Genomic DNA, 19,525 nt, shown 5'->3' with positions numbered 1-19,525 from the left:
TTCTCGCCCTACCAGCCGGCGAGCTGTTCCAGGAGCCAGTCGACCAGCACCTGGGAGACGCCGCCGTGCGCGGAGTTGCCCGTGTCGCAGCAGAAGACGTCCAGGAACGTCTCGTCCTTCCGCAGGTCGCGCAGGTCCTTGTAGAGGTCGGCCTGCCACCGCAACGGGTCCCTGGCCAGGGCGATCGCGCTGATCGCCGGGACGAAGCAGCTCCTGCGGAACCGCTCCTGGATCGGCAGCCCGATCTCGTCGGCCACCCTGCCCCAGAAGTCCAGCGTGCCGCCCGGCGCCCCGTCGAACGCGGGCACGCGCGACGTGGCGCTCGACCACACGGGCACGCCGAACTTGATCGTGCCGACGTTCTGCAGCTCGCCCAGGTCCGGCTGGATCCAGGCCGTGAGCTGCAGCGGGTCATGGTGCAGGTCGAACACCGGCGTGCCCGGCGGCAGGTCGGGCCCCATGCCGTCGCCGGCCCCGTTGGCCAGACCCAGCTTGTACGGCCGCATCGGGAACCAGCCGACCCTGCGCAGGTCGTCCAGGAAGTCCGTACGCAGCCGGCTGGCGGTGGTCACCGGACCCGAGTAGTCCTCGCTCTCGACCCAGCCCCACAGGAGCTGCTGCGCGGCCGGGCTGCGGATCAGCTCGGCCTGGCCGGGACCGCCGGGCTGTGGCAGCAGCGACTCGTGCAGGTAGGCGAGCTGCTGCAGCACCAGCGGGATCCAGGCGCCGAGGTGCGGCGTGTCGTAGGAGAAGTATTTGTCGGTCTGGTGGTCGACGCCCTCGCTCTCCAGGCGTGCCAGCGCGTACCTGGTGATCATGCCGCCCAGGCTGACGCCGCCGACGACCAGCGGGAGGTCGCCACGCCGCTCCTGGATGGCACGCCGCACGCAGGTGGCCGCCACGGCGGCGTTGGCCTGGATGTACGTCTGCCGCTCGTCGAAACCGAGCAGGATGACGTCGATGCCCATTGTCCTGAGCCGGTCCAGGAAACCGGGAGCGCCCGCGTTGAAGTGGCTCCACAGCGCGTCGAGGTCGCTCGGCCCGTAGTCGAAGCCGTCAGCGAAGATCAGCGGCCGGGTCAGCGCGGCGTGCCCCTGCGCCAGGTAGACCGCGGCCCGGCCGGTGGCCGTGCGCCCCTCATGCGGCTGGTCGCCCACCAGGTCCCAGATGCGGTCGGGCCTGGGCGCGCTGACCGCGCTGGGCCGCGGGGCCGCGAACCAGACCCCCTGCTGCCCGAGCGCGTCCGCCACCCGCTCGACCTGCTCCTCCGTCAGGCTGCCCCTGACCGAATCGGCTCTGGTCTCGACGTCGATTCTCGGTTCCTGCGCCATGCTCGATCCTCTCGCTAGGTTCCGAGGCCTCACTGGGGCCACTCACCCACCTTATGGTCACTGTCAGCAATTGACCGAGTACTGTAAGTGGGTGGCGCGTCCTCCCAAAGACCGCCCAAATGCGCAGGTCACGCCGCTGATGGCCGGAGATCGACGGTGAGCGTGCCCGCCTCGTGCCGGACCTCGGTGCCGAGGTCGGCGCAGGCGTTGGCGAAGCGGTGGCGGATCCAGCCGGACTCCGCCTCGTCCGCCACCCTGGTACGGCAGTAGTCGAGCGCGATGGGCACGACGCTCAGCCGTACCGGACCGTGCTCGTCCAGGGTGACCAGGAAAATCAGCCCGAGGTCGTTGCGCAGCTCGGGATCCACGATGTAGTCGTCGATGAAGTCGCCCAGGTCGTACAGGACCGGCCCGGCCACCCCGTGGAAGACGTGCGCGGAGTGTCCGGCCACCAGGGTCGCTCCCGCGCCCACCAGCGCCTTGGCCGAGCGGCGGACGTGGGTGACGGGTGCGGCGGTCATGTTCGGGCCCCAGTGGACGCAGACGAGGACGGCGTCGCCGTTCATGCTCCTGATCGTGTTCGTGAGCCGGTCCGGCACCCCGGTGCCCAGGTCGGCGTACGCGACCCCAGGCCTGCGCTCGGTGGCCGCGAAATCGGCGGGATGGTCGGTGACGCCCAGCACGGAAAGGCGCAGGCCCCCGGCCTCCAGCACGGCGGGCTCCCACGCCTGGGCCAGGTCGGCGCCCGCCCCCACGGTCCGGATCCCGACCGCCGCCAGGTGGTCGAGGGTGTCCAGGAGGGCGTCCTGGCCGTAGTCGAGCGCGTGGTTGTTGGCCAGCGTGACCGCGTGCACGCCCAGCTCCGCCAGCATGGCCGCGGCCTGCGGCGGGGCGCGGAAGTGGAACGGCTTGCGCATCGGGTCCCACTGCCGGCCGCGGTCCGACAGGCAGCACTCCAGGTTGAGCAGGACGAGGTCGGCCCGGGCGAGCACCGCGCGCACACCCGCGTCGAAGAAGTGGGCCGGATCCGCGGTCAGCTTGAGCCGCTCGGCCACGCCGCGCCCGAGCATCGTGTCACCGGCCAGCGCCAGCGTGACCGTCATCGCGGGCTCCCCCGATGCCGTCGCGTTCCCTTCGGTCATATTCGTCCAGCTTCCCTGCCGGATGGCTTCGACACCCGCTCCTGCCTGCGGCGGAACCGTTCGTGGGAGGAGTTTGCGGGTATTGGCGCGGGTAGTGACGGGATGAATATGGAGGAGGGGGACGAGGGTGTCCCTCGCGCCACGGGGGTGAAAAGCAGTGGCCTTGCCGATAAGGCGTAATCGCGGAGCGACGCAGACGGGTGTGCCCTGGCAGAGACGGGCGTGGGATCCGTTCACGGAGTTCCAGCAACTGTGGGATCAGATGGGGCGGCTGTTCGAGCAGGGCGCCGAGACCGACGTCGCCGCCTGGCGGCCGATGGCGGAGACCGAGGAGACCCCGGACGCCTACGTCGTCCGCGCCGAGCTTCCCGGCATCAAGCGGGAGGACATCAACGTCGAGGTCAACGACAGCGAGCTCTGCGTGTCCGGGGAGATCAACGAGGAGGAGAAGGGCAACATGCTGCGGCGGCGCGCCGGCCGGTTCGTCTACCGGACGATCCTGCCGAGCGACGCCGACACCGAGCACATCGGCGGCGAGCTGGCCGACGGCATTCTGACCGTGCGCGTTCCGAAGACCGAGAAGGGCCGCGCCCGCCGCATCGAGATCAAGGGCTGACACGGGGGAGGCGCATGGCCGGCACGCAGGCCTTCTGGATCGGCGCCGCGCGGGGGCACGACGGCGAGGACCAGGGCAGCGCGCAGGAGCGCTACGGCGAAGAGCTGCGCAAATGGAGGCACGCGTTCGAGGCTGTGGACGGTGAACCGGCCGCGGGCGGCATCACGCTGGACCCGCTGCACTTCGCGCTGGGCGCGTGGGAGGTGGCCACGCGCCCGGTGGCGGAGCACGCTTACGTACGCCGCCATCCGCGGGTGCTGGATGCGACCTGCCACCGGCCCGAGGAGGCCGCGGGGCTGCTCGCCGTGGTCGAGCTCGCGGCCCCGCCCCAGGTCCGGCTGCCCGCCGGGTGGTCGAGCTGGCAGCGTCAGGAGCCGACGTACGTGCCGCCGCCGTACGAGCGGCCGACCGCGCTCAGCACGCTGGAGCTCCGCGTGCCCCTGCCGGTGGACCGCCTGCCCACGCCCACCCACGCGCGGGCCGAGGGCCTGCCGAACCTCGACGACGCCCAGGCCTCGCTCGAAGCGCTCCTGGCCGAGCTGAACGCCGTGGTCAACCCGTTCCTGCGCGAGCTGGACGAAGCCGACCCGGCGAGGTGATGCGGGATGAAGAGGCAAGACGAGGATCCTGAGGACGAGTTCTTCGCTCCGGTGCTGCGCGAGCCGCCGCCTCCCGACGAGGTGAGCCGCTCCGGCGTGGTGAGTGACACCGGCGTGCCCGACGTGCACGGAGGCGGCCACGGGGAGTGGCCGAAGTCTCCGCCGCCCTCCAGCTGGCTCGGCGTGCGCCTGCTGGCCGCCGCGCTCGCGCTGCTCGCCGGGGTGGTCCTGACCGTGCTTGCCCTGCTGGCCGGACGCCCGCCCCTGGCCATCCCGCCCGCCGTCGTGGCGCTGGCGGCGGCCGTGTACCTCGTGGGGTTCAGCGTGCGGCGCACCCGCTCCGACGGCGGTCCGCCGACCTTCGGGTGAGTGGGGCGGTTATCTGGGTAAGCGCCCTGCTGAGGTCCAGTCCGGGGCAGAGGAGCGGAGATGTCTCTCATCGATTGCGAATGCGTTCGCCACCTGCTGCAGTCGGAGCATCCCGACGCCACGCTGGTGTACGTCCGTGGCGAGTGCGTGGTGCTGCCCGCGGACGAGATAGACGATGCGCACAAGCCGCTGGTCATCGCGCGCCGCGACGAGATCGCGGCCCGGGTGCCCGAGGGCGACCTGTCCGACCAGGCCCTGGAGGACCTGGCGATCCGGCTGGACAACGTCGCCCGCGATCTGGGCGACTGACAGTACCGCGCTGGTCAGACCGTGATGACTCGATTGTTATCTGGTAGTGGAACCTACCTGTCAGAAAGCGCGTTGCACAGATCGTGGGGAAGGGATGGTTAGGGCCAGGGATAGCTCTGGCCGGGGTGGGGGCTGCCGGATGGGGGCACTTCCTGCGGCGATCGTTACCCGTTGAGCTGCCGATCCTGATCAACCTCGGGCTGCTGCTTGCGCTCGGGCTGCTGGCGTGGCTGGTGGCCGACGTGGTCCGGCTGGCGCGCGTGACGGCGCGCGCGGAGGGCGACGATCCCTGGCTGGTCGAGGCGCAGGTCACCGTGCGCGTGCGGGCCGTCGCCGTGGCCTTCGTCGCCGTGCCGCTGGCCCTGTACGGGGCTGGACGGGTGCAGCGGACGTTCGCCGGCGGGCTTCCCGAGCAGGGTGAGCTCCTCTTCGGCACCGGCCTCGTGGCCGCCGCGGCCGGGATCGTCCTGATCGCGGTGGTCGTACCCGACTTCACGGTCAAGCCCTTCGCGGGCCTGGGCACGGGGCTGGCCGCCGCGGCGGCGGTGCTGGCCGCGATGTCGCTGGCCGGCGCGACGCTGCCGGTCGAGGCCGTCACCGCGGGCGGGGGAGCCTCTCCTGAGGCGGCCGTGGCCGGGTCGGTGAGCAGGCTCGCCTGGCGGTGGAAGGTGCCGGATGGCACCCCCGCCAAGCAGGTGGCGGTCGCGGGCGGCAACGCGCTGGTGCGGATCGGCGACGGCGTCGTGGCGCTGGACGCCCGGACGGGCCGCGAGCGGTGGCACTACCGCAGGCCCGCCGCGGCGGCCACCGGCTTGGCGGCCGCCCCTGACGGCAGCGTCATGGTGCTCACCTTCGGCCAGGCGACGGGGACGGAGCGGACCAGGGGGCGCACGGTGGTGCTGGACGCCCGCACCGGCGAAGTGCGCGCCGAGCACGCCGGGCGGCCCTTCGCGGACACCGATCCGGCCTCGCACGGCCTCGTCGGCGTCTCCCGCGACGGCACGATGATCGGAAGGGACCTGGCGGATCCCGCCAGGCATGTCTGGGAGCGTCCCGTACGGAAGGGCTGCCACGTGGACCGCCGGCTGGCGAAACCGTACGCGGTGCTGCGTGAAATCGTCGCGGTGGTGTCCGACTGCGGTGAGGAGACCGTGGTGACCGGCCTCGACCCCGCCGACGGCACCGAGGTGTGGCAGTACGAGAGCGACAAGTCGGGCTACGTGGAGATCATCCCCTCCTACGACCTCAGCGCCGTGCGGCTGCGGATCGCGGGCGAGGCCGGTGAGCAGGATGTCGTGCTGGACCAGCGGACGGGGAAGGCGGTCAAGGACGCCGCCGGGAGCGAGACCATGCTGGACCGCTTCACCGCCCACGGCCACGTGCTCACGCCCGCGTACGAGGGCGGGCGCGCGGAGTATCGCCGGGAGCCGTACCGCGGCGGCGGGGCGCGCAGTGCCCCTACGCCGGACCAGGGCGATCGTCCCGGCTGGAGAAGGGGCTTCCTCCCGCTGAAGGACAGCATGGTCGTGGCGGAGGTGACGGCGACCGTCCAGACCTCGACGACGGTCACCGCGCACGTCGTGCCCTGGGGCGCGGCGGGCGGCACGGACATCCCGTTCGACATGGACTTCGACGGGCGCGAGGGCCGGTTCACACTCCTCCCGGCCGCCGGGGCCGTCGTGGTCGCCTTCAGCCCGAGCGCCACGATCGTCGGCCTGACCTGACCGAGTAACGTGTACATCCTTGTTCGAGGAGAGGAGCCACGCTTGTTCGGTGCCGATGTGCACGCCTATCTCAGGTCGGCGGCGGGGGATCGGGCTGTCCGGTCCGGGCCGTTCGTGATCCGGTTCGACGAGCATGACGACGCGCTCCCGTTCAACTACGCCATCCCCGACGACGACGCCGCGCCGACAGCCGATGAGATCGCCGCGCTGGTCGCGGCCTTCCGCGGGCGGGCCAGGACGCCCCGGCTCGAGTACGTGCCGCAGGCGGCCCCGAAGGTGGCGGACGCCCTGCTCGCGGCCGGGTTCACCGTGGAGGGCCGCTACCCGCTGCTGGTCTGCCCGCCGGACGAGGTGGTGGACACACCGGTGGACGTACGGGTCGGGCTCGTCACCGACGACGCCGGCCTCTGGCAGGTCGCGCGCGTGATGAACGAGGCGTTCGGGGCGCCGGAGGCCACCGGGCACGACGTCGCGCGGCTCCGGCGGATCCTCGACGGCGGCGGCCTGGTCGCCGCCGCCGTGGACGGCGAGGAAGTCGTCGGCGCCGGTCAGCTCGGCCGTCCGCACCGAGGGGTCGCCGAGGTGGCGGGCATCGCGGTACGGGTCTCGCACCGGCGGCGCGGCATCGCGGGGGCGGTCACGGCGCTCCTGACCCGCGAGGGCGCGGCTGCCGGGATCACCGCCCCGTTCCTCACGCCCGCCGACGACGGCGCCGCGCGCGTCTACGCCCGCGTCGGCTACCGCAAGGTGGGCGAGGTCCTCCACATCTCCCTCCGCTGAGGCCGTGTGCCCCGGTCGGCGGACGTCCCGCTGAGGTGGGGTGTGCTGCAGATGCCGGTGCTCACTCGGCCGGTGGGATCAGGACGAGCTGGGCGAGGCGGTCCGGGTCGGAGAGGATGTCGAGGGCGGCGATCCTGCCATCCGTGACGAAGAAGCTCAGCACCGACCGCACCTCCCCGTTCTGCCTGCCGACGAGCCCGACAACGCCGTTCACCAGCACCGGCTCCGCCGCGTAGACGGTGCTGAACCGCTTGAAGTTGGCCATCTGACCGGCCACGGCCGCCGCGCCGGTGATCGTCCACATGCCGCCCTTCGCCACGGCGCCCGCGTCCACGCGCACCACCACGTCGGGGTCGAGGATGGAGAGGAGCGCCTCGAAGTCGCCGCCGCGAGCGGCGGCCAGGAAGGCGTCCACGACCTGGCGCTGCCGGCTCGGGTCGGGGTCCGGCAGCGGCACCGTACCCCGCACGCGCTGGCGCGCCCGGCTGGCGAGCTTCTTGGCCGTGGACGGAGTGCGGTCCACGATCGTGGCGATCTGCTCGAACGGCACCGCGAACATGTCGTGCAGCACGAACGCCAGCCGTTCCGCGGGACTCAGCGACTCCAGCACCACGAGCAGCGCCAGCCCCACCGCGTCGGCGACCAGCGCCTGCTGCTCGGGGTCGCCCCCGTCCTCGGGGCTGATGACCGGGTCCGGCAGCCGCTGCTCCAGCAGGTCCTCCCGCCGCGAGGTGCGCGCGCGGAGCATGTCCAGGCAGACCCGGCCGACGACCGTGGTCAGCCAGCCGCCCAGATTGTCGATCTCACGCGAGTCCGTACGGCTGAGCCGCAACCACGACTCCTGAACGGCGTCGTCGGCCTCGGCGAGCGAGCCGAGCATCCGGTACGCCACCGCCTTGAGATGGCTGCGGTGTTCTTCGAACCGGCTGGCCAGGAAGTCGTCGGTGTTCACGGTCACATCCTCGATCGGGGCTCCTACCCCACTGACGAAACAGACCCGTCAATGGTGACCGAAAGGCGGACGTCACCTTCTCGCCCCTCGCGTCGTCATAGACCCGAACCACAACTGAGAGGGAGACGATGACACTCAACGATCTGCGGAACGCCGTACAGGGTGAGGTGCTGCTGCCGGGCGACGGCGAGTTCGAGGGCGCCGCCAGGGCGTGGAACCTGACGGTCGCCCAGCCGGTGGCCGCCGTGGTCACGGCCGCGGACGCCGACGACGTGGCCGCCCTGGTGCGGTACGCCCGCAAGGCCGGGCTCAGCGTGGCGGCACAGCCCAACGGCCACGGCGCCTCCGGCGACACCGACGGTGTGATCCTCCTGCGTACCGGCAGGCTCGACGGCGTGGAGGTGGACCCAGGGCAGCGCGTGGCCAGGGCCGGCGCGGGTGTGCGGTGGACGCAGGTGCAGCAGGCGGCCGGGCCGCACGGCCTGACCGGACTGGCCGGCAGCATGCCGGGCATCAACGTGGTCGGCTACACGCTGGGCGGCGGGCTGTCCTGGTTCGGCAGGAAATATGGATGGGCGTCGGACTCCGTGCGTGCCTTCGACGTCGTGGACGCCGACGGCGAGCGGTCACGGGTCACCGCCGGTTCCGATCCGGACCTGTTCTGGGCGCTGCGCGGCGGCGGGGGCGACTTCGCGCTGGTGACGGCGGTCGAGTTCGACCTGCATCCGGCCCCGGCCCTGTACGGGGGGCGCGTGATGTGGCCGGGCACCCGTGCGGCGGAGGTGTTCGAGGCGTTCCAGCGCATCACCGAGACGGCGCCGAGAGAGCTGTCGGTCTGGTTCCACCGGTTCCAGTTCCCCGACGCGCCGCCCATGGTCGCCGTGGACGCCGCCTACCTGGGCGACGGTGCGGACGGCAAGGCACTGCTGGCCGATCTAAACAAGGTGGACGGCGCGATCGCCGACAAGCGGGCCGAGCTGCCGGTCGCGAACCTGGGCGACATCACCGCCGAGCCGACCGACCCGGCTCCGGCGATGTCGCGGGCCGAGCTGCTCGGCGAGCTCGACGAGCGGGTCCTGCTCGGCACGCCGGTGGAGCCGCTGATCAACATCCAGGTGCGGCACCTGGGCGGCGCGCTGGCCGAGGCGCGGCCCGGCGCCGGTGCCCGGGGGGCGGTCGCGGAGCCGTACCTGCTGTATCTGCTCGGCCTGGGGCTGCCGCAGCTCAGGGACGCGGTCGCCGCCAAGCGGGACGAGCTGTCGGCGGAGCTCGGTGCCGTCGGGCGCAAGCCGTACACGTTCCTGACCCCGGGGGAGCGGGCGGCGCACGCCTTCGACGAGCCGACCCTGACCCGGCTGCGTGAGCTGAAGCAAGCCCGCGACCCGCAGGGCGTGTTCCGCGCGAACTTCCCGGTCAGCGCATGATTCGCGGGACCGTCGCGGACGGGTTCGAGGAGGTCCCCCGGAGCGGGATCGCGTTCGGTTACACCCGGCGCCGCTTCGCCTTCGGCTGGTCGTTCCCCGAGCACGACCGGCTGGCGGCGGCGGTCCACCGCGCGGCCACGTGAAAGGCCGAGCGCCGGGAGCCGCCGAGGCTCCCGGCGCTCGGCGGGCTGCTACTTCTTCTCCTGCATGGTCACGGTCACCGTGCTGGTCTTCCCGTCCCGCTGGTATGTGACCTCCACCTGCTGGCCCACCTTGAACCCGCGGACCTGCCCGACGACCGTGTCACCGCCCTGAACGGGCGTTTCGCCGATCTTGGTGATCAGGTCGCCCTGCTTCAACCCGGCCTTCTCCGCCGGGCTGCCCGCGGTCACCTGGCGGATCAGCGCGCCGGGCACGTCGCCGGTGGCGTCGGTGACGCTCACCCCGAGGAACGCGTGGCTCACCTTCCCCTTGCTGATGAGCTGCTCGGAGACCTGCTTGGCGGTGTTCACCGGGATCGCGAAGCCGAGGTTGACCCCGTCGGCGGCGACCGCGCTGTTGATGCCGACCAGCTCGCCGGCCGCGTTGACCAGGGCGCCGCCCGAGTTGCCGGGGTTGATCGCCGCGTCCGTCTGGATCATGCCGCCGAGCGTGGTCGTCTCGGCCGACTGTCCCTGCCGGCCCCAGCCCGGCGGGAGCTGCTGGTCCTGGCCGCCGCCGGCGGTCACCGTACGGTCGAGCGCGCTGATGATGCCCGACGTCACCGTCCCGTCCAGCCCGAGCGGGCTGCCGATGGCCAGTACGTCGTCCCCCACCTTGAGCTGGTCACTGTCGCCCAGCGTGGCCTTGGCCAGCCCTGACACGTCCGCCGCCCTGATGACGGCGAGGTCGGTCGCCGGGTCGGTGCCGACCACGCTCGCCTTGGCGGTCTTGCCGTCGCTGAACTTCACCGTCAACTGGTCGCCCTGCCCGGCCACGACGTGGTTGTTGGTCAGGATCAGCCCGTCCTCCGACAGCACCACGCCGGACCCCTCGGCGTTCTGCCCCTGGATCATCACCACCGACGGCTGCACCTTCTCCGCCACCTGCGCGACCGTGAGCTGGCCCGAGGCCGTGCGGAACACCGGGCTGGCCACGTTCGTGGTGATGGTCGGCGCCGGGCGCGCGCCCTCCGCCACGTACGCGCCCACGGCACCGCCCCCGAGCGCCGCCGCCGTCAAGGCCGTCACGGCGGCCAGCGCGAGCCCGGCGATCGCCTTGCGGCTGAGCACGAACCCCGCCCGCCCGTCCCCACGAGGGGGCGGCGGGAGCACCGGCGCCGGACGGGTGAAGCTCCCGGCTGTGGGCGGCTTGTCACCGAACTGGGTCCAGCCGCCGGCGTTGTCCTCGCGAGGCGCGTTCGCGTCCATGTCATCTCCTAGAGTCCCGATGACACAAGAGTGGCGAAGGGCGAGTAAGTCCTGATTAAGCCGTAGATCCCCTCGCCCGGCGCGCCCTGACACCGGCCTTATCGCCGCAGGCAGCGCCGACCCGCGCCGGTCGGATGTGTTTTCCAGCAGCGAACTTGCGCACATCAGACTCTCATGCGTACAGTGTTCGCATTAGGGAGCGACGTACGCACATACACCGTGGAAGGTTCCGATGTACACAAGTTCACGCCGCTGGCTGATCCTGGTGGTGCTATGCCTCAGCACGCTCGTGCTGGTGGTCGACAACATGGTGCTGTCCGTGGCGATCCCGCCGCTGACCGCCGACCTGGGCGCGAGCGCGCAGGACGTCCAGTGGATCCTGGACTCGTACATCCTGGTCTTCGCCGGGCTGCTGCTGACGGCGGGCAGCCTGTCCGACCGGTACGGCAGGCGCAGGGTGATGGTCATCGGCCTGGCGCTGTTCGGCGTGGCCTCGCTGGCGGCCGCCTACGCCGCCGATCCGGCGCTGCTGATCGCCGCCCGTACGGTGATGGGCGTCGGCGGCGCGCTGATCATGCCGAGCACCTTGTCCATCCTGATCACCGTGTTCGACGAGCAGGAGCGGCGCAAGGCGATGGCCGCCTGGAGCGCGGTGGCCATGGTCGGCCTGGTCGGCGGGCCGGTGCTGGGCGGAGCGCTGATCGCGTGGTTCTGGTGGGGTGCGGTCTTCCTGATCAACGTGCCGATCGCGGCGCTGGCGATCGTCGCCTCTCTGGTGCTCATGCCCGAGTCCAAGGGCCGGCAGACCAGGCCCGACCCGCTCGGCGCGGTCCTGTCGGTGGCCGGCATGTCGGCCCTGGTCTGGACGATCATCGAGCTGCCGCACGGCCTGTCCGTGCCGGCGCTGGCCGTGGCCGTCGTCTCGCTCGCCGGGTTCGTGGTCTGGGAGCTGCGTACGCCGCACCCGATGGTCCCGCTCCGCCTGTTCCGCAACCGCACCTTCAGCGGCGGCAGCTTCTCGCTCACCCTGGTCCAGGTCGGCAACGGCGGGCTGCTGCTGGTGCTCACCCAGTACCTGCAGTTCGTGCTCGGCTACACACCCACCCAGTCGGGCCTGGCCTTCATCCCGATGGCCGTCGCCTCGCTGGCCTGCAACACCCTGGGCGCCGCCCTCGGCTCGAAGGTCGGCAACCGGACGCTGATCGTCACCGGCTTCGCCGCGAGCGCCGCCGGATTCGGGCTGCTGAGCACCATGGACCCGTCGAGCGGCCTCGTCACCGCGGCCGTGGCGCTGCTTCTGATGGGCGCGGGCGGCGGCCTGGCCATGCCGGCGGCGGTCTCCGCCCTCATGGGGACGATCCCGGCCGAGCACGCCGGCGTCGGCTCGGCGCTGAACGACACCATCCAGCAGGCCGGTGCGGCGCTGGGCATCGCCGTCCTGGGCAGCGTGCTGGCGAGTTCCTACACCACGGCCATGCCCGCGACCGCGCCGGACGCGGCCCGGCTCTCGATCGGGAGCGCGCTCGGCCTCGGCGACGCCGGGATCGCGCAGGCCGCCCGCGAAGCCTTCACCGCGGCCATGTCCGCCGCCTTCCTCATCAGCGCCGCCGGCGTGGTGGCGGCCGCCGTACTGGCGCTGCTGGTGATGCCCAAGAAGACCGCCCTTTCCTAAGACGCCTGAGACACCTGAGAGCAAGGAGAAAGATCGTGAACACGAACTGGAACGCCACGGGCGACTGGGGAGCGCTGAACTCGGCCGGGCGGAGCTTCTACCCCGAGCGCTGGCAGCACCGGCTCGACGAGCTGCGCGCCGCCCACCACGTGCCGGGCGCGACCCTGGCCGTGCTGACCGGCGGGAAGGTCTACGAGCTGGCCAGCGGCGTGCTGCACCGGGGCACGGGCGTGGCGGTGACTCCCGACTCGGTGTTCCTGTCCGGCTCGATCGCCAAGGTCTACACCGCGACGCTGGTGATGCAGCTGGTCGGGGAGGGAAAGCTGGACCTCGACACGCGGGTGGTGGACGTGCTGCCCGAGTTCGCCACTCCCGACGAGGCGGCGACCAAGGTGATCACCGTGCGCCAGCTGCTCAGCCACACCGGCGGGGTCACCAACGACTTCAACCACGACTCCGGCCGGGGAGACGACTGCCTGGCCGAGTACGTGAAGGCCGCCCGCGACGTGGCCCTGGACTGCCCGCCGGGGATCGCGGTCTCCTACGGCGGCCTCGGCTACGTCGTGCTGGCCCGCCTCGTCGAGGTGCTGACCGGCAAGACCTGGGACCAGGCGCTGAAGGACATGATCTGCACCCCGCTCGGGCTGGCGCGCTCGGTGACGTTGCCGGAGGAGGCGCTGCGGTTCCAGGTGGCGATGAGCCACCTGGGCGAGCCGGGCCAGGACCCCGACCCGGCGCCGGTCTGGGACATGATGCCGCGCTCGGCGGGCCCGGCCGGCCGGATCATCACCTCGTCCGGCGACCTCGTCCGCTTCGCCCAGATGCACCTGGCCGGTGGCCTGGCCCCCGACGGCACGCGCGTCGTGCCCGCCGACGCGGTCGCCGCCATGCAGCGGCGCGAGGTGGACGTGCCGGACAAGTGGACCGTCAGCGCGGACGGCTGGGGCCTGGGCTGGACCCTGTACGACTGGAATGGTGTCTTCGGCTATGGCCATGACGGCGCCGCCATCGGCCAGTACGCCTACCTGCGCGTCATTCCGGAAGCAGGCGTGGCCGTCGCGCTGATGACCAACGGGGGCGGGGCCAGGCAGCTGTACGCCGCCCTGTTCCGCGAACTCCTCGGCGAGCTGGCCGGGGTACGCATGCCGGAGCCGTTCGGCCCGCCGGCCGATCCGCCCGCGGTGGACATGACGCCGTACGTGGGCACGTATAAGCGCGAGGGCGTCGTCATCACCGTCTCACCCGACCGGATCCGGTACGAGTTCGTCGACGGCATGAAGGACCTGTCGCCGCCGCTGGAGTCGGAGCTGACCGCGGTCTCGGAGACGGTGTTCGCCGCCTCGGGCGCCGGCACGTCCTTCAGCGAGGACTACATGCCTGTGGTCTTCTCGACCCTGCCCGGCGGAACTCCGGTGTGCTACGTCGGCATGCGCGCCACGCCGAAAGTGTCCGGTTGAGGTTGTCGATCCTGACCCGCTGGGTCTCGCCGGGCGGCGAGACCCGGCGGGTCAGTCTTCGGTGCAGGCGGTCTCGTCGATGGAAGTGTTGATCCGGGACAGCAGGCGCTGCAGGGTGCTGATCTCCTCGCTGTCGAGGTCGGCGAAGAGCGCGGACTCCACGGCGGCGATGGCGTCGTGGATGCCGTTGACCATGACCTTGCCGCCGGCGGAGATCTCGACGATGTGGCGGCGGCGGTCGGCGGGGTCGCGGCGCCGCTCGGCCAGCCCGTTGCTCTCGAGGTCGTTGAGTATGGCGACCACCATGCTGGGATCGACGCCGAGGGTCTCCACGAGCGACTGCTGGCTCGTGGCGCCCTGATCGGACAGCAGCATGAGCACATGGCCGTGGGCAGGCTTGAGCCCGTGCTGGGCCAGCGCCTTCTTGATCCGCGTGTTGGCGATCTGGCCCGAGAGGGCGAGCGCCAAGCCGGGACGATCGACCATCACCCCCAAAACTCTAGCAGTACCTCAAATCATCCTCGGGAAACAATAGTTGAGAGTTCTCAACGATTTGCTAAGCTCCACGGTGCTGCATCGACGACTGTTGGGAGCCGACCATGTTCATTGCCTATGCCGTCATCGCGGTCCTGCTGGCGATCGCGCTCAGCGCGTCGGGATACGCCAAGCTCAGCCGCAGCGAGCGCATCGTGACCGGGCTCACCGGGCTGGGCGTGCCGCTGGGGCTGTTCCCGTTCCTGGCGGCGTGCGAGATCGCCGGCGCGGCAGGCGTGGTGATCGGGATCTGGTACGCGCCGCTCGGCATCGCGGCCGCCGTCGGCGTGGTGCTCTACTTCGTCGGCGCGCTGGGCACGCACCTGGTCAAGGGTGACTTCAAGGGCATGCCCAACGCGTTCATCATGTTCGTTCCGTCGGTGGCTGCGCTGGTCCTGCGGCTCGCCTCCCTCTGACGGTGAAGGGCGGGCGCCGGGGTGACGGCTGGTCAGGCAGGGACCAGGCGCACCAGGGAGTCGCGTAGCCGGGAGCGTTCGGTGCTCACGAAGCGGTGCAGGGTCCGGGAGCCGAAGGCGACCCGCTGAGCGCTGCGGCGGCGCTCGGAGTCGTACGCGCGCAGGGCCGACGGCAGGTCGGCCGCACCGTACCGGGCGATCGCCCGCGTGAGGGCCTCCGCGTCGAGGATGGCCGTGCACGCCCCTTGCCCGAGGTTGGGCGTCATGGCGTGGGCGGCATCACCGACCAGCGCCACTTTGCCGGCGCGAACGAACGTGGGCAGTGCGGGGAACAGATGCCGCATCTCGTACCGGATCCACGAGGCAGGATCCGTCTCGGCCAGGATTCGCGGGATCGGGTCGTGCCATCCGGCGAAATGGTCGCGCAGGTCAGCGGCTGTGGTCGCGGCCGGCACCGCGGCGTACCAGTTGGTGCGGCCCGGCTCGATCGGGGTCATGCCGAAGAAGCGCCCACGGCCCCAGGTCTCGCCGTAGAGGCCCGTCTCAAAGTCGGCGACGCCGATCCAGGTGACCGTGCCGACATGCCGGACGCCGCTACGTGTGCCGAACAGAGCGGTGCGCACGCCGCTGTTGATCCCGTCGGCGCCCACCATCAGGTCGTGCTCCTCGGCCAGGGCGGCCGCGTCCGAGACGTTCTCGTCGAAGACCACCGGCACGTCCAGCGCCGCCAGTAGCGCGTCCAGCAGGTACGGTCGCGAGATCAGCAGCTCCGGCCGTCCCGCCCTGCGCTCGATGCGCTCGAGCGGCAGACTCGCCATCACCTTCCCGTCCGGTGTGCGGATGCGCCCGTCGCGGTACGGCAGCGCCCGCACGCGAAAGGCGTCACCGACTCCGAGCCGGTCGAGCGCCGCCTGTGCGGTGGGGTGGATTCCGAACGCCGTGCCGTACCGCTCCAGCTCCGCCCGGCGTTCGAGGATCTTGACGTGCCAGCCGGCCCGGCGCAGGCCGATCGCCGTCGCCAGGCCGCCCACGCCCGCGCCCACCACAACCGCCGATCCCGACATGACGCCCTCCTCCATGAGTGATACCACAACTGTGGTACCATAATTGGGGTAAAATCGCATCTGTGGGAAATCAAGATCGTCGGAAACGGTTGCAGGACGCGGCCATCGAGGTTCTGGCCGAGCAGGGCGGGCGCGGGCTGACTCATCGGGCTGTGGACACCGCCGCGGGCGTTCCTCTGGGCACCACCAAGAACTACTTCCCGACCAGGCAGGCATTGCTGAGGGCGGTCGCCGAGCGCTGCGTGGAGCTCTACCGCGACGTCCCGAGGCCGGTGCCCGGCGACAGGCGGACGCTCGTGGCCATGATGAGCACGCTGCTCGCCGACGTCGCGGGCCCCGGGCGGCCACGTCTGCTCGCCTACCTTGAGCTCCAGGCCGAGGCGGCCCGCGCGCCCTGGCTGGCCGACATCGTGGACGCCATCGCGGAGGCCGACTTCATCGCCTTCGAGGAGGCGCAGCGGGCCGCCGGCCTGCCGGTCACGCCGGAGCGCGCCCGCACCGTCACCCTGGCCCTGCATGCGGCGATCCCGCACCTGCTCGCGGCCGGCCCGCGGACCCTGGCCGCCGCCGGCCTGGACGACCCGGTCGGTTTCGCCCGCGATCTGCTGGACTCCGTCTACGGCCGGCCGAGTGACGCCATGTCGTGAAAGTCTGGTGGCGCTTCGGGCAAGAAGGGGTGACCGTCGTTCACTCGACCCAGCGGAGACGCCTGCATGGCCGTTCCCCCCGATCTGACCGTTCCCCCCGATCCACGGGCCGGCTTCGAGCAGATCTTCAACGCGCACTTCACCGAGATCCACCGCTACATCGCCAGACGGCTGTCGGACGACACCGCTGACGATCTGGCCGCCGAGGTGTTCCTGGCGGCGTACCGAGGCGGGTACGACGCCTCCCGCGGCGGGGTGCGACCGTGGTTGTACGGCATCGCCACCCACCTCGTCGCGCGGCATCGCCGTACCGAGATCCGCAGGTGGAAGGCGCTCAGCCGGGCCGCCGAGCGCGCCGAGCACGACCCCGAGGACGCCGCGCTGTCCCGCGTGGCGGCGGGCGAGCTGACCGGGAGGCTCGCGGAGGCGCTGGCCGGGCTCAACCGCGGGGACCGCGACGTGGTCCTGCTGAGCGCGCTGGGCGAGCTCAGCCACGCCGAGGTCGCCGCGGCCCTCCAGATCCCGGTGGGCACGGTCGCGTCCCGGCTCAACCGGGCGCGCAAGAAGCTCCGCAAGGCGCTCGGCGAAGTCAACCCCCTGAAGGAGTCCCATGGATGAGCTCGACCTGCTGGCCAGATCGTTGCCCGACGCGCCGCCGCCCTCGGCCGAGGTGGTGGAGCGGGCCCGCTCCCGGCTCTCCGCCGCCCAGCTCTCCGCCGCCCAGCACGAGCTGACCCGGCCGTCCTTGAGGTTCCGGCCGGTACGGCGCCGCTTCCGGTGGGGCTGGACACTGGGGACAGCTGTGGTCACGATCGCAGTCGTCATGGCCGTCGTCACGCTGGTGTCGAACATGACCGCCGTACCCGTACCCCCGCCCGTGCTGGCGCCGGCCCGCGGCAATGACGCCCTGCGCCGGCTTGCGGACCAGGTCGCGAAGCTGCCGGACGACAGCGGCGCGTACTGGCGCAAGTCACTGGTGGACGACTATCTGGTCCGGGTGCGGGCGGGCGGCAAGACCTTCAACGCGCTGGGCACGCCGAGATCAGAGTTCTGGGAGCCTCATGACCCGAAGGATCCCGTCCAGACGCAGCACGAGGAGTCAGGACTGCGTCCGGCGACCCCCGAGGACGAGCGCGCGTGGCGGGCGGCCGGCTCACCCGCCAAGGTCCAGAGGGTGTGCACGCCCGGCACCCGAGCGGCCGACTGCCCGAAGGTGCCGATGGGCGCCAAGCGCGTGGACTGCCGGTACACGCGCGCGGTCGAGCCGGACGGCGTGCTCGGCGACCGGCGATTCGGCGACCTCACCATGGCGGAGCTCGCCGCCCTGCCCACCGACGACAGGGGGCTGCGGGATTGGGTGCGCGCCCATTGGGACCTGGGCAGGCCCGGCAAGCAGACGGACGACGAGGTGCTCCCCCGCTCCCGCCACCTGCTGGAAATGGCGATCAGGCCCGCGGCCAGGGCCGCCGTCCTGCGCCTGCTCGCCGACCTGCCGACGACCACCGTGCGGGGCCGGGCCGCCGACCCGCTGGGACGGCCTGGCCTGGAGGTGGACTTCATCAAGGGCGACCCGTCCTTCGCGGAGTTCGGCAAGGACGACGAGGTGACCGAGCACCATACGACCATCCTCGACCTGCGGACGGGCATGATCCTCGCGGACGTCACGGCGGCGGGGGAGAGCACCGAGGGGCTCCCCAAGGGGGCGGTCATGCGCTACACGGCATGGGCGCCGGGGTCCGGCTGGACCGACGACCGCCCCGAGCGGCCGCGCGGCTGCCGCGCCGTGCGTAGCATGCCCTAGTCGCGCATGATTGCCGATAGTTCGCGGGGTCTTGGGCCGGGCCGCCAGGGCGCTGGGACGGTGTCCGCGTAGGAGACCTCGCGTGCTCCCGCGAACGCGGCAAGCCCGGCGACCGCCTCGCCGACGGCCCCGGCGGACGACTCGTCGCCGGGGAAGCCCGGCTCCGGGAACAAACCCTCGATCTCCAGCACGCCCCGGCGGCGGTCCAGGCGCGGCACGAGCCGGCCGACCAGGCGCTCGCCGTGCAGGATCGGCATGATGTAGTAGCCGTAGCGCCGCTTGGCCTTGGGCACGTACATCTCCGTGCGGAACTCGAAGCCCCACAGCCGCTCGGTGCGGGCCCGGTCGCAGATGAGGTTGTCGAACGGCGACAGCAGCGTGGTGCGCGGCTGCCAGTCCCGCTCCAGCAGGCCCAGGGCGTCGCGGTGCACGTACCAGCGCTCCGGCCCGCCCTCGACCTCGGCGGGCACGACGCGGCCCGAGCTCTCCAGCTCCCGCAGGATCTCGGCGAGGCCCGGATAGCGGTCGCGGATGAAGTGGCGCTCGACGTCGGCGGCGCGGGCCACGCCGAGCGCCCGCAGGGCGTGCTCGGCCGCCAGCGACACCGCCTCCCGCCGTGGCAGCGGCGTGGCGCTGGCCCACTCGGGCAGCCGGCGCTCGGCCAGGTCCCAGTGGCGGGTGCGGCCGGCCCTGCCCGCGACCACGATGTGGCCCTGGAGCCACAGGAAGTCCAGCATGCGCTCGACACCGCGGCCGTTGGTCCACCCGCTGGACTGCCAGGCCACGCTCACGCGGTCGTCGAACGCCCCGGGTGGCAGCGGCCCCGCCGCACGTAACCGGTCGAGCACGTGTCGCCGCAGCTCGTCGTTGGCCGCCAGCCAGTCACGGACCCGCTGCGCGTAGGCCGACTCTCCCCGCGGGTAGCCGCGCATCATGACCTGGTGGATCGGATAGTCCTCCGCGAGCACGATGGAGGCGGCATGCGCCCAGTATTCGAAGAGCCACCGGTCCTTCCACAACAACGTGTCGAGGTCGGCGGGGTCGTACGTCCCGAGCCGGCTCCAGAGCACCAGCAGGTGGCTGCGGGCCACCACGTTGATCGGGTCGAGCTGCAGGCACCGCAACGTGCGCAGCACCTGCCGCAGCCCTTCGACGCCGCCGCCCGGCCGCGGCCCGGCCAGATGCTGACAGGTCACGGCCAGCCGGCGCGCGGTCTCCAGGCTGAGGGCCAGGGGGTTCGGCATGGCCAGCAGTGTAATCGAAAAAGAGTTCGACGGAG

21 protein-coding genes are annotated in these 19,525 nt (G+C 71.8%); 14 read left to right on the top strand and 7 right to left on the bottom strand.

Annotated elements, in window-relative coordinates:
• Positions 1–8 precede the first annotated feature (8 nt).
• Positions 9–1,331 (bottom strand): lipase family protein, encoded by a 1,323-nt coding sequence (locus tag ABN273_RS04340; RefSeq protein ID WP_349447309.1) that lies wholly within the window; start codon positions 1,329–1,331, stop codon positions 9–11.
• A 128-nt stretch (positions 1,332–1,459) separates the two neighbouring features.
• Positions 1,460–2,473 carry a CapA family protein gene (locus ABN273_RS04335; RefSeq protein WP_349447308.1) on the bottom strand — a complete coding sequence of 338 codons (1,014 nt, stop codon included), beginning with the start codon at positions 2,471–2,473 and terminating at the stop codon, positions 1,460–1,462.
• Between the two features lie 202 nt (positions 2,474–2,675).
• Between ABN273_RS04335 and ABN273_RS04330 the strand changes: the two genes are divergently transcribed.
• The 6 genes from ABN273_RS04330 (at position 2,676) to ABN273_RS04305 (ending at position 6,870) form a co-directional block, all read left to right on the top strand.
• On the top strand, positions 2,676–3,089 hold the full coding sequence (locus ABN273_RS04330) for an Hsp20/alpha crystallin family protein (RefSeq protein WP_349447307.1): 414 nt from the start codon (positions 2,676–2,678) through the stop codon (positions 3,087–3,089).
• Positions 3,090–3,103: 14 nt separating this feature from the next.
• A complete protein-coding gene (locus ABN273_RS04325) occupies positions 3,104–3,688 on the top strand; it encodes a hypothetical protein (protein ID WP_349447306.1) in 585 nt (194 codons plus the stop codon).
• 6 nt (positions 3,689–3,694) lie between these two features.
• Positions 3,695–4,057, top strand: a complete 363-nt coding sequence (locus tag ABN273_RS04320) for a hypothetical protein (protein WP_349447305.1) — start codon at positions 3,695–3,697, stop codon at positions 4,055–4,057.
• Positions 4,058–4,117: 60 nt separating this feature from the next.
• The gene (locus ABN273_RS04315; RefSeq protein WP_349447304.1) at positions 4,118–4,366 is read left to right on the top strand and encodes a hypothetical protein; all 249 of its coding nucleotides are present in this window, start codon (positions 4,118–4,120) and stop codon (positions 4,364–4,366) included.
• Between the two features lie 125 nt (positions 4,367–4,491).
• Positions 4,492–6,090, top strand: a complete 1,599-nt coding sequence (locus ABN273_RS04310) for an outer membrane protein assembly factor BamB family protein (RefSeq protein ID WP_349447303.1) — start codon at positions 4,492–4,494, stop codon at positions 6,088–6,090.
• Positions 6,091–6,132: 42 nt separating this feature from the next.
• Positions 6,133–6,870, top strand: a complete 738-nt coding sequence (locus tag ABN273_RS04305; RefSeq protein ID WP_349447302.1) for a GNAT family N-acetyltransferase — start codon at positions 6,133–6,135, stop codon at positions 6,868–6,870.
• Between the two features lie 61 nt (positions 6,871–6,931).
• Here the strand turns inward: ABN273_RS04305 and ABN273_RS04300 are convergent, their stop codons facing one another.
• Positions 6,932–7,822, bottom strand: a complete 891-nt coding sequence (locus ABN273_RS04300) for a sigma-70 family RNA polymerase sigma factor (RefSeq protein WP_349447301.1) — start codon at positions 7,820–7,822, stop codon at positions 6,932–6,934.
• Between the two features lie 128 nt (positions 7,823–7,950).
• Here ABN273_RS04300 and ABN273_RS04295 point away from each other — a divergent pair, with 128 nt between their 5' ends.
• Both ABN273_RS04295 and ABN273_RS04290 read left to right on the top strand, forming a co-directional pair.
• A complete protein-coding gene (locus ABN273_RS04295) occupies positions 7,951–9,246 on the top strand; it encodes an FAD-binding oxidoreductase (RefSeq protein ID WP_349447300.1) in 1,296 nt (431 codons plus the stop codon).
• Positions 9,243–9,389: a hypothetical protein gene (locus ABN273_RS04290; RefSeq protein WP_349447299.1), complete on the top strand. Its 147-nt coding sequence runs from the start codon at positions 9,243–9,245 to the stop codon at positions 9,387–9,389. The genes ABN273_RS04295 and ABN273_RS04290 overlap by 4 nt, the downstream gene beginning before the upstream one ends.
• Positions 9,390–9,437: 48 nt before the next feature.
• Here the strand turns inward: ABN273_RS04290 and ABN273_RS04285 are convergent, their stop codons facing one another.
• Positions 9,438–10,655, bottom strand: a complete 1,218-nt coding sequence (locus tag ABN273_RS04285; protein WP_349447298.1) for a S1C family serine protease — start codon at positions 10,653–10,655, stop codon at positions 9,438–9,440.
• Positions 10,656–10,887: 232 nt separating this feature from the next.
• Here ABN273_RS04285 and ABN273_RS04280 point away from each other — a divergent pair, with 232 nt between their 5' ends.
• Together ABN273_RS04280 and ABN273_RS04275 are read left to right on the top strand one after the other, a co-directional pair.
• Positions 10,888–12,327 carry an MFS transporter gene (locus ABN273_RS04280; RefSeq protein WP_349447297.1) on the top strand — a complete coding sequence of 480 codons (1,440 nt, stop codon included), beginning with the start codon at positions 10,888–10,890 and terminating at the stop codon, positions 12,325–12,327.
• Positions 12,328–12,362: 35 nt separating this feature from the next.
• Positions 12,363–13,784 carry a serine hydrolase domain-containing protein gene (locus tag ABN273_RS04275; protein ID WP_349447296.1) on the top strand — a complete coding sequence of 474 codons (1,422 nt, stop codon included), beginning with the start codon at positions 12,363–12,365 and terminating at the stop codon, positions 13,782–13,784.
• A 51-nt stretch (positions 13,785–13,835) separates the two neighbouring features.
• Here ABN273_RS04275 and ABN273_RS04270 read toward each other — a convergent pair whose 3' ends face one another.
• The gene (locus ABN273_RS04270; RefSeq protein WP_349447708.1) at positions 13,836–14,270 is read right to left on the bottom strand and encodes a MarR family winged helix-turn-helix transcriptional regulator; all 435 of its coding nucleotides are present in this window, start codon (positions 14,268–14,270) and stop codon (positions 13,836–13,838) included.
• A 113-nt stretch (positions 14,271–14,383) separates the two neighbouring features.
• Between ABN273_RS04270 and ABN273_RS04265 the strand changes: the two genes are divergently transcribed.
• A complete protein-coding gene (locus tag ABN273_RS04265; RefSeq protein ID WP_349447295.1) occupies positions 14,384–14,734 on the top strand; it encodes a DoxX family protein in 351 nt (116 codons plus the stop codon).
• 32 nt (positions 14,735–14,766) lie between these two features.
• On the opposite strand, the gene ABN273_RS04260 is transcribed toward ABN273_RS04265, so the two are convergent.
• A complete protein-coding gene (locus ABN273_RS04260) occupies positions 14,767–15,798 on the bottom strand; it encodes an FAD-dependent oxidoreductase (protein ID WP_349447294.1) in 1,032 nt (343 codons plus the stop codon).
• Positions 15,799–15,860: 62 nt separating this feature from the next.
• On the opposite strand from ABN273_RS04260, the gene ABN273_RS04255 reads away from it, so the two are divergent.
• The 3 genes from ABN273_RS04255 to ABN273_RS04245 all read left to right on the top strand — a co-directional run bounded on the left by ABN273_RS04255 (position 15,861) and on the right by ABN273_RS04245 (position 18,246).
• The gene (locus tag ABN273_RS04255; RefSeq protein WP_349447293.1) at positions 15,861–16,445 is read left to right on the top strand and encodes a TetR/AcrR family transcriptional regulator; all 585 of its coding nucleotides are present in this window, start codon (positions 15,861–15,863) and stop codon (positions 16,443–16,445) included.
• Positions 16,446–16,511: 66 nt separating this feature from the next.
• Positions 16,512–17,063 carry an RNA polymerase sigma factor gene (locus ABN273_RS04250; RefSeq protein ID WP_349447292.1) on the top strand — a complete coding sequence of 184 codons (552 nt, stop codon included), beginning with the start codon at positions 16,512–16,514 and terminating at the stop codon, positions 17,061–17,063.
• On the top strand, positions 17,056–18,246 hold the full coding sequence (locus tag ABN273_RS04245) for a hypothetical protein (RefSeq protein ID WP_349447291.1): 1,191 nt from the start codon (positions 17,056–17,058) through the stop codon (positions 18,244–18,246). The genes ABN273_RS04250 and ABN273_RS04245 overlap by 8 nt, the downstream gene beginning before the upstream one ends.
• Here the strand turns inward: ABN273_RS04245 and ABN273_RS04240 are convergent.
• Entirely contained in the window at positions 18,243–19,490 is a 1,248-nt protein-coding gene (locus ABN273_RS04240) for a winged helix-turn-helix domain-containing protein (RefSeq protein ID WP_349447290.1), read from the bottom strand. The two genes, ABN273_RS04245 and ABN273_RS04240, sit on opposite strands and share 4 nt — an antisense overlap.
• Positions 19,491–19,525: the final 35 nt, after the last annotated feature.

The sequence above is a fragment of the Nonomuraea sp. B19D2 genome, assembly GCF_040137845.1.
Lineage (GTDB): Bacteria > Actinomycetota > Actinomycetes > Streptosporangiales > Streptosporangiaceae > Nonomuraea.
The sequence above is the reverse complement of the archived record's forward strand: the minus strand, read 5'-3'. Positions and strand labels throughout refer to the sequence as shown.